Genomic DNA, 13,756 nt, shown 5'->3' with positions numbered 1-13,756 from the left:
CAGCTGAGAGTTACGAAACCTGACAATGAAATCAAAGGACTACTACCAAATACTAGGCGTGCCGCGTGATGCCACGCTGGACGTGATCAAAAATGCGTACCGCAAAATGGCGCGCAAATATCACCCTGACGTCAGTCGCGAGCCGCAGGCAGAACTTCGCTTCAAGGAAGTTGGCGAAGCCTACAAGGTATTGAAAGATCCTGAAAAACGTCTGGAATATGACCAGATATCGGGCTTTTTCTATACCCGCAAGGAAGTGCCGCCGCAAGCCGCGCGCAGCTATGGTTTTGATGCTAAGAAAGAAACGCGCGCAGAAACCAAAAGCACAAAAACTACTTCCAGCACTTCTGCCCGTAGCAATCCGCGTACCGACAGCCATAGCGACGGCAACTTCGGCGATATTCTCGGTGAAGTCATGGGCCGACCGAATTCGGGCCCGCCCAAGAATCGCGGCATCAATGTGCATGGCAGCGATCAACACGCCAAAGTGCAAATTGATCTGGAAGACACTTTCCGCGGTACCGCATGCAGCGTGTCGATGCCGACCTACGTTACCGATGAATACGGCATGCCTATGGTTTCCAAGCGCACGCTTAAAGTCAGCGTGCCTAAAGGCATACGCGCCGGACAAACCTTGCGACTCGCGGGCCAGGGATTTCCCGGTACAGGCGAAGGCAAGGCTGGCGATCTGTATCTGGAAGTCGTGATTCGTCCGCACCGCCGTTATCGGATTGAAGGTCGCGATATCTACTTCGATATTCCACTGACGTCGACCGCAGCAGCTGTCGGAACCACCGTGAATGTGCCAACGCCGGAAGGCTCGATACAGTTATCGATTCCACCCGGCTCCATGCCTGGACGAAAATTGCGCCTCAAGGGAAAAGGGATACCTGGCGTTTCAGCAGATGGAGCAGCGGGCGATCTGTATGCTGTCATCGTCAATGTTGCACCGCCTGTGCATACTGTCGTCGCACAAAAAGCTTATCAGGCATTGAAAGCGGCATTCGATTTCTCCCCTAGAAATTAGGCAATATCGCTGCTGTCACCGCTCTACGCATCAATAGAAAACGCCCGCTGGCATTCACATTCAGCGGGCGTTTTGCTCAGTATTCTACGCATCATCAATCCATACACCCCCACGCCTGCGCTGTCGGTACAGAAACAGACAAAATCAAACACAGACGGCATCGCTGTTTGCGCATTAAAATGGCGCATCCCATCATTCGGAAGTTAAGCACTCATGGCATACGAAGTAATCGACACACAACTCTCACCTGAAGGTCGTCTGGATATTTTATCCAAAGCCGAAGTACACAGACTTCTCGATACCCGCAATGGCGGCCTGTACAAATTGTTCCGCAATTGCGCATTGGCCGTACTTAATAGCGGTAGCACAACCGACGACGGCAAAGAATTGCTGGAGCGTTACAAGTCCTTTGACATCAACATCATCCAGCGCGAGCGCGGCATCAAGCTCGACATCATCGGTGCGCCAGCCAGCGCTTTCGTTGATGGCAAGATGATCAAGGGCATACACGAACACTTGTTTTCCGTATTGCGCGACATCTTGTTCATCCATGATGAAATCATTTCGAACCCGACCTTTGATCTGGAATCATCGACCGGCATTACGGATGCGGTCTTCCACATTCTGCGCAATGCCAATGTCTTGCATCCACATCTGAATCCCAAGATGGTGGTGTGTTGGGGTGGCCATTCGATCTCGCGCGAAGAATACGATTATTCGAAAAAGGTTGGTTACGAGATCGGCTTGCGCGACATGGATATCTGCACCGGCTGCGGTCCAGGTGCGATGAAAGGCCCGATGAAAGGTGCAACGATTGGTCACGCCAAGCAGCGTATTCCAACCGGTCGCTATCTTGGTATTTCCGAGCCGGGCATTATCGCCGCCGAAGCACCGAATCCTATCGTCAACGATCTGGTCATCATGCCGGATATCGAAAAACGTTTGGAAGCATTCGTACGTACAGGTCACGGCATTATCGTGTTCCCAGGCGGCGCGGGTACTGCTGAAGAAATTCTCTACATCCTCGGCATCTTGCTGCATCCAGACAATGCAGAACTGCCCTTCCCGCTGATTTTCACCGGCCCGGCTAATTCAGCCGATTACTTCAAGCAGATCGATCACTTCATCGGCGTAACACTGGGACCCAAGGCGCAAGGACTGTACAAAATCATCGTCGATGATCCGGCACAAGTTGCACAAGAAATGCTGACCGGTATCGCGAAAGTACGTGAGTTCCGCAAGAGCAAAGGCGATGCGTATTATTTCAACTGGACCTTGAAGATCGATCAAGCTTTCCAGCAACCGTTTTTCCCTACGCATGAAAACATGCGCAATCTGTCGCTGCATAAGAATCAGGAAAGCCACTCACTGGCGGCCAACCTGCGTCGCGCCTTCTCAGGCGTGGTTGCGGGTAATGTGAAAGATAGCGGAATACGCTCGATAGAAAAACACGGACTGTTTGAAATCAGCGGGGATCGCGACATCATGGAACCGATGGATGCGCTGTTGGCGGCGTTCGTTGCACAAAGCCGGATGAAGTTACCGGGCAAAGCGTATGTGCCTTGCTACAAGATCATAAAGTAACGTCAAATCAGCTTCAAGCAAGTTTCAAATTAAGTGAAATAAAACGCCGCTCGTGATGAGCGGCGCTTTAAACACTCAAAGACTGTTTCTCTTCAGCGACGTCCAACAGCGATTCAATAGCACGATCAAAAATCGGCGCGTATTCGATCATGCCTATCGAACCTTCACGCAAGGCTTTGATCAAGGAAATCGACGAATAAATCAGCAAACGTGGTTGCTCGTGAGATGCCACCAGTTGCAGGACATAAAACGATTGCTGTGGATTTACCCACATCAAACGTGCTGGCTGATAAACATTATTCGCCCACCATTCGAGCACTGTTCCCACTTGCATACCGCCCAGCCAATTGGCATCAGAACTACGCAAGGTGCCCATGTCATTGTCCAGATGCTGGTGCGCAGCCACATTGAATTTTTGCAATGCTGATTGAAGGCGAACTTGCGACACAGTAGGTGCATGAATCGCCGCCGCTTCTTCATTCACACTGCCAATTTTCAAGGATGCGAAATGCTGATGCAAGGTTTCCATTTTTACCGAGGCTTTGAGTGGCGTTGACTGAATCATGCCGAGTACTGCTGCATGCATCGCAATCAAATCATCAATCGCCTGTTTGGTTTCAACTTCAGGGAGCGCAATCAATTTCATTCCTTGCTTTACCTGGCGTACCAGCTTCGGCAACAGCTTCATCAGCGCGGCACGCTCGGTCAGATCGTGTTGATACACGCTCCAGATTAGTTCAGGAACAACATCGCGAAACGGCTGACTATCGATTTTTTCATCTTCATTCGCATGTACCAACACGCGTGACCAAATCTTGATCAAAAAATCGACGGCACGTTGATCGGTCTGTATCGTCTGCAGCCGTTCGCGCATCGCATTAACGGTCTCAACGATCAGCACGTCATAGCGCTGCGGATCTTTTTCAGCTTCGTCCAATGCTTGAATGACACGCAGAACTTCGGGATCTGCTTCGCGCAATATTTTTTCAATCGTTTCATCAAACTGCACGAGCGCATCGGTGAACACAATCAGATCCGTCTTGAAATCAGTCAAGATTTTTTCGACTGTTGCGGCTGTTGCTGCATGAATTTCTTTACCTGGCGATGCGTCTACTTTCAATCCAATGGCGAGGGAGGCCATGCGATTGAGTAATTTTCTCGGTGCGTTATCGGCTTGCTCCAGAATTCTCGGCACCAGCATCGCCGCCTTCAGGAAAGGCACCTGCAAACGCGTAATCGTGGCGCGAAATGCATCCGGTATCGAGACATCATTGGCGATGAAATTGAACAGCATCGCAACGACATCCATCGCCACGCGTTCCATCTCGCTGAGTCGTTCTGTTTCCAGCTCGCTGTGCAAATCCAGCAGTTGAACCGCATCTTCACGCGCGACGCCATTCACGGCTTCTTGCTGCAAGCGATGCAACTGACTGGTTAATGGGTGCGGCTTGGACGCATCGTCATCAGCGATAGGACGGAATTCGGTAGCTGGATTATCTGAATGACGCGGATTCGAGGGGATACGATCCGGCGCAACCTGGCTGAATATTTTCCAGACAAAATCCTGCAACGCAGCTTGCGTCTCTTGCTGCGGCGTACGCAACACATTGTGTACGTCCGATGAGCGTTGCTGCATCAGCGACAACATGTGTTCAAGCGCTGGCGGCAAGGTGAAATTCGCTGGGTAATTTCCACCTTGGTTGCCGGCGAAGTTGCCCCCGTTATTACCAGCGTAGTTACCCGGATTGTTGCTGGCGTAATTACTTTGATAAGCGCCTGATTGTTGTCCACCAGGATTGCCTGAATTGCTAGTCGCATTGCCAGCAAAATTATTCGCCGAATGCGCTTGATCACCGCCGGCATGCGGCGCACCACTGTAAATAACTTGCGGGTAATTTTGTCCTTGCGGCATCAGCATTGCGCGATCGCTACGGCTTAAGGATGCTGGCCGCGCCAACAAGCGCGCATGTACACCATTCGACTCAAACACTTCGCGAATCGCCGCAAAGTATTCGGGCAATTCCGCTGCCAATGCGCCTGACATGTGATCGAACAAGATCGCGCATAAATCGCTGGTGCTGCTCATTTCGCACAGCACATCGTGCAAGGCACGCGCCATCAAATAAGGTCGGAAAGGATTTTCTCGCTCGCGCACATCATGCTCATCATGCAGTTGCGCGATCATCAGATTCAAGCGACCGAGACTAAGCTGGTCGGCATCGCGCAAGCGCAGCACGCGACGTTCAACATCGATTTGGCGGGTGATGGTTTCGTCGTCGATCAGCGCCCAGGTATTGTTCGCTGAATCCTGCAGTTCATGACGCAAATCGCGATACATGGTTTGCATGCCGCGTTCTACGTAACCGGAATAGCTGGCGTTCAGACGCTTCAGAAACTGTACATCCTGCGTTTGCAGCCACTCTTTTGCTGCGGAAATTGTTTTTTGTTCGTGCGCTGACCCGGCGCTAGGTGTGACTTGCCTGATGCTGGTATTCGCATCCTGCACCATGCGCATAGCAAGAGCGGAAAATCGGAATAGCGCGCGTTCCTTGGCCAACTGAATCACAGGTTTGATGGCGTGCATTACCGAAATCGTCTCCAATGAAAATTTGATGCATACATGAAATTAATCATATCGCAACGAGGCTGGGCTTGATATGCAAATTTGTTCACACCATGAATCTTTAACTGAAATTAACATTTAAGCGTTTTTTCAGACACAAATCAACGCGTACATTGATCATGAGTTCGCTCGTAATGATAGGCGCACCAATTTCCTGCATTCTCATCAACGCACAATAATTGCGCAACAGAAAGTGTTTTTTGTTATCGTCACGCACTGTAATGGGATGCCGCAAGGACAAAATCTTTTCCCGCGAAAGCGAATCGATGGCACGCGCATTGCTGGTAGAACACACAAAACCAATTGGCTGAATGTCAAAATGAAGAAACGCATCACAAAAATAATCGGTGGACTGACAGTCGGGCGCAAGCTGGCACTGATTTACTTTCTCGACTTGACGGCAGTCATCTTCATTTCTGGCATCCTGATCCACGAAAAATTCATCGCCATCAATTTCTCCAACAAGGAAATCGTCGGTAATCAATACATCGCGAACGTGCGCGAAGCACTGATCGCATCAGTCGACCCTGCAAGCGATAAAGCGAAAGCTGCGCCATATGCGCAAACAATCCGCGATGCAGAGAAAAAATATGGTGAGGAAATGGGCAGCAGCGAACTGGCTGAAACCTATGCCAAATCGCTACGAGCAAGTCACACCGGCCACGACACGCTGACACAAAGCGATGATTCCTTCGCGCAAGGTCGCGCCCTACTGACCCGCATCGGTAATCAATCCAATCTGATTCTCGATCCCGATCTCGACAGCTATTACACGATGTCGCTGATCGTTCTGCGCTTTCCAGAATTACTGGAACTGTTGGACCGTACCGGCGACCTGGCGTCACAACTGCCAAAAATGTACGACGACAATCGGCAAGTGCAACAGACGCGCTTCCTGATTCTGGAAGGACGACTGGACGCCACCACCAAGGGCATTCAAAGCGATTACGACGAGGCGTTTGCTGCCAGCAAGCCAATGCTCCAGGCTGAACTGGAAAAATCGCGCAATGACTTGCTGGTTTCGATTCAACGTTTTCGGATTGCAAGTCAAGCCATGGCCGGCATTATCGACGTGGATGAAAGCGACAGCGACTATCTTCAATTAAGAATCGCCGCTATACGTGATCTGAAAGTTGCATGGATCGCCGCAGAACAGCAAATGCATAGGCTGCTGGAGGATCGCATTGCGGAAGCATATACCCGTATGTGGCAGCATTTAGGCACCGCCGCTTTGCTGTTGTTGGTGATTCTGAGCCTAGTATTTTTTGTCGCGCGTCAAATCGCTTTACCGATCCGTAATCTGGCGCGTGTCGCAGATAACGTCAGCCGCTCCGGCGATTACTCTTTGCGCTCGTCATGGGATAGCACGGATGAAATTGGCCGTTTGGTCAACGGCTTTAACGGCATGCTGCAACAGCTGGATCAGCAACGTATCGCGCAACAGGAAATGGTCGCGCAAACACGCGCCGCGCAAGCACAGCATGAACTGGTCGAAGCCATCCCGATTCCACTGATGGTGACCTCGATTCCCGATCATGCCGTCCTGCATGCGAACGATGCCGCGCGCGCCTGGCTAGGCGGACGCGATGAAAATCCATGGAAAACCGGCATGTTGCCCGCTCTACGCGCGCGCTTCTTCCAGCGCCTGCACGACACTGACACGGTTGATGAATTTGAAGTGCGCTGGACCGGTGGCGAGAAGCCATCCTGGGCGCTAGTATCTGCACGCTGCCTCGACTATCAAGGTCAACCCGCGGTGTTGACGACCTTCACACCTATCAACCACATGAAGTACATGGAGCGGCGGCTGGAGCTGTGGGCCAAGGTATTCGAAGCCTCATCAGAAAGCATCGTCATCATTGATGCCAGCGGCCGCATCGTCACCGTCAATCGTGCCTTCTCGCGCAACACCGGTTATGAATTGCATGAGTTGATCGGCAAATACAGCATGATGTTGCTGTCGAATCGCAATCAGAAAAACTTCTCGCAAACCTTGGCGCGCACAGCCTCCACCAAAGGTTCATGGCAAGGCGAAATGTGGATTAGCCGCAAGGATGGCGAATCGTATCCAGCCTGGCTCGTGCTGAATGCCGTGCGCGACAAGCAAGGAGAAATCCAGCATTACATCGCAATGTCGCTAGACATCAGCGAGCGCAAAGCCAATGAACAACGGATTCACTATCTTGCGCATCACGACGTGCTCACCGCATTGCCGAATCGCTTCCTGTTCGATGAACGCCTGCAGATGGCAATCCAGCAAGCCAAACGCGCTGAAAGCATGGTCGCCGTACTTTTCATTGATTTGGATCGTTTCAAGAACATCAATGATTCGATGGGTCACCACATCGGCGATGGCTTGCTGATTTCCGTCGCCCGCAGATTGGTCGATACCGTACGCGAAGGCGATACCGTCAGCCGACTCGGTGGCGATGAGTTCGTCATCATTCTGAACAATGTCGAAAGCGCAGAAGAAGTCGGCAAGCTGGTCGAGCAACGCATGATCCCGCGCATACAACAAGCGCATATGGTCGATGGCATGGAGCTGTATATCTCATGCAGTATCGGTATTGCGCTATTCCCGGATGATGGCGACGACATCGATTTGCTGATGCGTCACGCCGATTCTGCAATGTATCAAGCGAAGGAAAGCGGACGCAACAATGCGCAATTCTTCACCGCCGAATTGAATGACCGCGTCGTCAAGCGCATGCATCTGGAAAGCGATTTGCGCCACGCAGTTGAGCGTAATGAACTGGTGCTCTACTACCAACCGCGTATCAATGCGATGACAGGCCGCTTGGCCGGAGTAGAAAGTCTGGTGCGCTGGGAACATCCAAGCGAAGGCATGATCCTGCCAGCAAACTTCATCCCCGTATCCGAAGAATCCGGCCTCATCGTCCCTATCGGCGCGTGGATCATACGAGAAGCGATGCGCCAGCACGTCGAATGGAAAGCCAGCGGCTTCGGCGAGATCCCGGTATCGATCAACCTATCCGCCGTCCAGTTAAAAGAAGGCGGTTTGCTGAAAGTACTCGAACACGCACTGAAAGATATTCCCGCCGATGCGCGCAACATCGAACTGGAATTGACTGAATCCATTTTGATGGACAACGTCCCGGCGACTATCCAAATGCTGGAGCAAATCAAGGCGCTGGGATTCTCCTTATCGATCGATGATTTTGGCACTGGTTATTCAAGCCTCAATTATCTGTATCAGTTCCCCATTGATAGGCTGAAGATCGATAAATCCTTTGTGCAGAATATTCATATTTCCTCGCATAACCTGGCGGTTACCAACGCCATCATTGGGCTGGGTCATACCTTGGGCTTGCATGTGGTGGCTGAAGGTGTGGAGCTGGAGCAGGATGTTCATTTGCTTTGCGCGGCTGGGTGCGATGAATTGCAGGGATATTATTTTGGCAAGCCTATGCCGGCTGAGCAGTTTGCAATTTGGTTGAAGATGGAGCGGGATGCGGCTGAGAGTGAGCCGGGGGGAATCGAGGATTCTGCAGAATGGTTTTAGTTGTTTTTTTAAGGACTTGGGTATTTAAAACGTATTTCTCTTCGATGAGAGTTGGTATGCCGGGGGTGGCCCGGCTGCCACTCACTTTTCTTGCTTCGCCAAGAAAAGTAAGCAAAAGAAGGCGACCGCGAAGCCGCTGCCCTTCGGGTTCCCGCTTGTGCAAATCAAAAAATGGGAAGCGAACGAAACTCGCTACGCTCAGACAGCGTTCACTTCTTTATCCATTTTCTGCTCCGCACAAACGGCAGCGTCAGAGCGGGTAAAGTTCAACAGCAACAGCATTATCGCGAACCGACTCAAAATACATTTCTACTTAAAGTAAAAACGTTAGCCACGCAGATACATCCAATCCGAGGGACGCTCAAACCTGATACTTTTTGCTGTTGTTTTGGTTTTGCAGTTGACCTTAACCGCATGTGACGTTGCCAAGTCAAACGGTCATCAGGCGGATAAAGAGCGCAAACCTGTTTGAGCCGAAGGCGAGTTTGTTTGTGCTACCGACTGATGATCGTTTGACTTGGGTACCCGCGCAGCGGGCAACGGCTTCTGCGTCGCCTTTCTTTGCCTTCTTTCTTTGGCGAAGCAAAGAAAGAAGGTGGCTACCGGGCCACCCCCGGCACTGAGCAAGCGACGAAGAAATAAAAAATTACTAAGCGCCAGCAGCCGGCTCAACAGCCCGCAACAAAGCCAATTGCGCAGCATCAAGGTAAGCCCACTCCCCCTCCTCCAACCCCAACGAATCCAACGTCAATTCCCCAATCGCAGAGCGATTAAGTGCCGAACAATGATTCCCGGCAGCAGCCAACATCCGCTTAACCTGATGATACTTACCCTGCTCCAGCACAATCTCAATCTGATGCTCGCCCAGCATCCGGCAAGTCTGCGCCGCCAACGGTGCCGGCTCATCATGCAGCTGCACGCCACCCAACAATTGCTCTATCAATTCAGGCGTCACCGGCTCATGCGTGGTCGCGACATACACTTTTGGAATGTGGCGTTTCGGTGAAGATTGCGCGTGGATGAATGGGCCGTCGTCCGACATCAACAACATGCCGGTGGTGTCGTGATCCAGTCGGCCCACCGGTTGCAGATCGCGCCAGGTGAATTGTTCCGGCAACAAAGTCAGTACGCCAGGATGATGACTAGGCTTGCGTGAACACTCGAAGTTCGCGGGTTTGTTCAACACGATGTAGACGTGTTCGCGATAGCGCCAGACTTCTTCGAAAATCGTGAATTCGAAATCGGTCGTGTCGAAAGCGGTCTTGATGTTGTCGACAACTTCGCCATTGATGCTGACTTCGCCATCCTCGACTAAGCCGCGGCAGTATTTTCTGGTGCCGAATCCCTGCGATTGCAGGATGCGGTCTAAGGTCAATTTACTCATGGCGGCACTGTACCAGAATGAAGCGAATTTATCAGCCAGCAGCGGAGAAAAAACGCTGCCGCTGATGTCATCCATCATCGTTCGAGCATAGGCCACGCGTATGCATCCTGCTTTCAAATCATCGCGATTTTCTATTTAGCTACGGCACACGATAAAATGGCGATATCAATTAAAAAGGAAAGCAGTCATGAGCCAGTTCTGGAGCCCTATTGTGCAAACACTCACTCCTTATGTACCGGGTGAACAACCGAAATTGCCGGGCTTGATCAAGTTGAACACCAATGAAAATCCATATCCGCCGTCGCCAGCCGTGACGGCTGCGATGCATGCGGTTAGCGCAGATTCCTTGCGCCTGTATCCGGACCCAGATGCGTCCGAGCTGAAAAAGACCTTAGCTGCCTATCACGACGTAAAAACGGATGAAATCTTCATTGGCAACGGTTCCGATGAAGTGCTGGCGTTTGCGTTTATGTCGCTGCTCAAGCATTCCGAGCCTTTGCTGTTTCCGGATATCACTTACAGTTTTTATCCTGTCTATTGCAAGTTGTTCGGCATCGATTACGTCGAAGTACCGCTGAACAACTCTATGGGAATCAACACTGCCGATTATGAAAATCGCGCATGCGGCGGAATTATTTTTCCGAACCCGAATGCACCGACCGGCATTCCTCTTCCGTTGGCTGCGATTGAAGCACTGCTAACCAAGCAACCGAACGCTGTCGTCGTGGTCGATGAAGCTTATGTAGATTTTGGCGGCGAAACAGCGATTCCCTTGATCCATAAATATCCGAATCTGCTGGTGATTCGTACCTTCTCGAAATCACGTTCACTGGCAGGCTTGCGTGTCGGTTTTGCGATGGGCCATGCGAAATTGATCGAAGCGCTGGAACGCGTGAAGAACAGTTTCAACTCTTATCCTATGGATAGATTGGCATTGGCTGGCGCGGTCGCCAGTTATAGTGATGAAGCCTATTTCCAGAAAACCAATGCGGCAATTATCGATAGTCGCGAACAGATGACTGCTGCACTGGAAAAACTTGGTTTCGCTGTGCTGCCTTCTGCTGCGAACTTTATCTTTGCGCGTCACGAGTCGTATGCTGCTGAGCAATTGGCCGCAGGTTTGCGCGAACGTGCGATCATCGTGCGTCACTTCAAGCACGAGCGCATTAATCAGTATCTGCGCATCAGTATTGGCAATCCGGATGAGTGCAAGATGCTGATCCAGACGCTGACGCTGTTGACGTCGAAGCATTAAACGCTAGCGACAACAGCATCTGATACGAAAAATACAAACGCATCTGATGCTGCCAACGGCAATCAGGAATCGGTATTCTGTTAATCAGGCAAGCTGCGTTTGAGATTGAAGCTGCGCTATGCATTCGAGGCTGGCAGTCCAGATTAACCTTCAAGGGAAAATGATGACAGAGCCGATCAAGAAACAAACCGAAAAGACTTCTTTTCTAGCGACGCTGGGCGCGGTGTTCTGGTCTTTCGTCGGCCTGCGCCGTCGTTCCGATTATGAAAAAGATGTGACCGGGCTCAATCCTGTGTACGTCATTATTGCGGCGCTGCTGGGCGTGGCGATTTTCATCGCTGTGCTGCTGACTGTGGTCTCGCTAGTCTTGAGGTAAATTTATTGATCCAAATAAAAATGGCGAGCTTTCAGGCTCGCCATTTTTTATTCAGCTGCTGTAGTCCATAATCAGGCAGCAACACTTTCCGTATACTCTTCGACCGCAAAGATCGATGCATCACCAGCCCGTATTGACGCTTGCAGCGATTGAATGGAGCCACCCGCGCGATATGCAAAACTAACGCATAACGCATCACCGGCCTGCACTATGATCGGATCTGCCAAAGGCAGCGTCATATAGTGATTCAACCAGTCGATCGTGCTGTTTGTTTCCATCACAACAGCAAGAATATTCTTGGTCACGAAGCGCAATGAATTAACGATGCCATCGCGTTCAATCACAAACGAACCTTGCCATGCGATATCGGTGCCGACTGGCTGCGTAAAATCCAATAAGGAATACACAGCTGGTGCAGCCAGATCGATGCTGCCGGCTTGCTCGAAAGTCGCTTCGCGGAATTGCACGATAGGCGCGTTATAGCCTTCAAACGAATAGTCCTGCTGCAAAGGCTGGACGGCCATGATCATCGCTTCAGGAATAAAGAGTGGCAACGGTCCGCCGAATTTTTCCAGATAGCGCTGTTTGAATGCTTCGATGACTTGTACTTGCTTCTCGCGCACCATCGCGACGTGGATCATTTCGCAGATGACGACATCAACAGGCTCAGGCGGCAGATAGTCAAAAGCATCCGCTTCGACCACTTCGACCTTGTGTCCATTGACGTTCTTGGACAAGAAGTTGCGCGCTTCTCTGACCAGATCCGGATTGTATTCAACGCACCAAACTTTTTCTGCTTTGGCTGCGGCAAACCATGACAAGACGCCCGTGCCGCCGCCCAGCTCCAACACTTTGGCGCCAGGTGCAACCAGATGATTGATCGCCGCCTTGAAACCCGACATCCGGTTCTGGTCCATCAACATATTGTGGTGGTAATGCACAGGGATGAATTGGCCCAGATAGGAGCTTTCAAGTTCGCGTTCAGTCAGCATGGTGTCATCCTCGTGGTTTGTCGTTTGCGTACGGTTCCCGCAGGAACAGGTACGTGAAGCATCATTATGGTGAGCGTCACGACAAAGCAAAGGGGAGATGTATGGAGGTTTTACCTAGCTATTCCCTTGTTGGGAATTTTTTTGAGCTCAGCACTTAAATACAATTTCAAGCACTAAGATGAATTGCGTAAACGGCGCGACACAATGTTGGCATGCGCGCCCTTATGTCTCAGTCGTACAGCGCGCTTTCAAGCTCCTTGTACTTCTCCGGACCAACGGCATTCTTGATTTTTGGTGCGAGCTGCTGCAGTTGGGCCAAGTTACCGGCAGCTTCCACCGCCAGGTTGACTCCAAAGCCGCGCAGACCCAAGTTGGCGGTCAAGCGCGTGGCAATCCGGTAGGCGTTTAAATAATGCGCTTGATCGCTTTGGGTGGGCCCACTTGCATCGGCCGACACAGCTGGGGGCTGAGGCTCAGGTGCTTGCTGTGCTACCTCAACAGGAATAGCGGCAGCCACCAGAAGACCCAGCGTCACCATATGATTCACATCATCCGCCGTGACATTCAGCCCGGCAGTCGCCTTGAGCACCTCTTCAGTACTGCGCTTGCCGTCAAACATGATGAATGCGGAACGCTGCCGTGGAGTGAGCGCAACAGAACGATTCTGAAACGCTGTTTGGCCCAATTCCGTCTTGGAATAAATCATCGACTTGTCTCCAATCAATGCTCTTGGCTCCACGCAGTGGAACTCAGAGACGCTGTTGTTATGTTTTTATTTGTTCTTGTTGGATCAAATTTAACCGATTTTTGACAAGCTGCGCTATTTTTGGGCGCAGCCCATATTGGCGAATGCAGCGCTACAGACGGCGCGGTGCTTTTTTCATTCATATCAATATGGCAATCTTGAGGAGCATAGTTGGCAACAGGCCGTCGTATTAGCTGTTACCGATTTGACGCGGCAGACTTATCGCCGCTGAAGATTTTTTGAATAT

The 13,756-nt window shown here is 51.1% G+C and carries 9 protein-coding genes; 5 read left to right on the top strand and 4 right to left on the bottom strand.

From position 1 onward, the window contains the following. The first annotated feature begins 25 nt into the window (after nucleotides 1-25). Both Q7T66_RS09565 and ppnN read left to right on the top strand, forming a co-directional pair. Nucleotides 26-1,027 (top strand): DnaJ C-terminal domain-containing protein, encoded by a 1,002-nt coding sequence (locus Q7T66_RS09565; RefSeq protein ID WP_304933108.1) that lies wholly within the window; start codon nucleotides 26-28, stop codon nucleotides 1,025-1,027. A gap of 213 nt (nucleotides 1,028-1,240) precedes the next feature. Then, nucleotides 1,241-2,611: a nucleotide 5'-monophosphate nucleosidase PpnN gene (gene ppnN / locus Q7T66_RS09560; protein WP_304933107.1), complete on the top strand. Its 1,371-nt coding sequence runs from the start codon at nucleotides 1,241-1,243 to the stop codon at nucleotides 2,609-2,611. A 67-nt stretch (nucleotides 2,612-2,678) separates the two neighbouring features. Here the strand turns inward: ppnN and Q7T66_RS09555 are convergent, their stop codons facing one another. Continuing rightward, entirely contained in the window at nucleotides 2,679-5,195 is a 2,517-nt protein-coding gene (locus Q7T66_RS09555; RefSeq protein WP_304933106.1) for a DUF1631 family protein, read from the bottom strand. Nucleotides 5,196-5,553: 358 nt separating this feature from the next. Here Q7T66_RS09555 and Q7T66_RS09550 point away from each other — a divergent pair, with 358 nt between their 5' ends. Further along, nucleotides 5,554-8,757, top strand: a complete 3,204-nt coding sequence (locus Q7T66_RS09550; protein WP_304933105.1) for an EAL domain-containing protein — start codon at nucleotides 5,554-5,556, stop codon at nucleotides 8,755-8,757. A 649-nt stretch (nucleotides 8,758-9,406) separates the two neighbouring features. On the opposite strand, the gene Q7T66_RS09545 is transcribed toward Q7T66_RS09550, so the two are convergent. Further along, on the bottom strand, nucleotides 9,407-10,141 hold the full coding sequence (locus Q7T66_RS09545; protein ID WP_304933743.1) for a pseudouridine synthase: 735 nt from the start codon (nucleotides 10,139-10,141) through the stop codon (nucleotides 9,407-9,409). A 187-nt stretch (nucleotides 10,142-10,328) separates the two neighbouring features. Between Q7T66_RS09545 and hisC the strand changes: the two genes are divergently transcribed. Together hisC and Q7T66_RS09535 are read left to right on the top strand one after the other, a co-directional pair. After that, nucleotides 10,329-11,396 (top strand): histidinol-phosphate transaminase, encoded by a 1,068-nt coding sequence (gene hisC / locus Q7T66_RS09540; protein ID WP_304933104.1) that lies wholly within the window; start codon nucleotides 10,329-10,331, stop codon nucleotides 11,394-11,396. Between the two features lie 163 nt (nucleotides 11,397-11,559). Continuing rightward, on the top strand, nucleotides 11,560-11,772 hold the full coding sequence (locus tag Q7T66_RS09535) for a DUF2970 domain-containing protein (RefSeq protein WP_304933103.1): 213 nt from the start codon (nucleotides 11,560-11,562) through the stop codon (nucleotides 11,770-11,772). A gap of 71 nt (nucleotides 11,773-11,843) precedes the next feature. On the opposite strand, the gene Q7T66_RS09530 is transcribed toward Q7T66_RS09535, so the two are convergent. Both Q7T66_RS09530 and Q7T66_RS09525 read right to left on the bottom strand, forming a co-directional pair. Next, nucleotides 11,844-12,764, bottom strand: a complete 921-nt coding sequence (locus Q7T66_RS09530; RefSeq protein ID WP_304933102.1) for a methyltransferase domain-containing protein — start codon at nucleotides 12,762-12,764, stop codon at nucleotides 11,844-11,846. Nucleotides 12,765-12,993: 229 nt separating this feature from the next. After that, complete coding sequence (locus tag Q7T66_RS09525; protein WP_304933101.1) at nucleotides 12,994-13,470, bottom strand: hypothetical protein; 477 nt, start codon at nucleotides 13,468-13,470, stop codon at nucleotides 12,994-12,996. Nucleotides 13,471-13,756 lie beyond the last annotated feature (286 nt).

The organism is Herminiimonas sp., from assembly GCF_030655415.1.
Note: the sequence above shows the minus strand (reverse complement) of the source record. Positions and strands in the feature narration are given on the sequence as shown.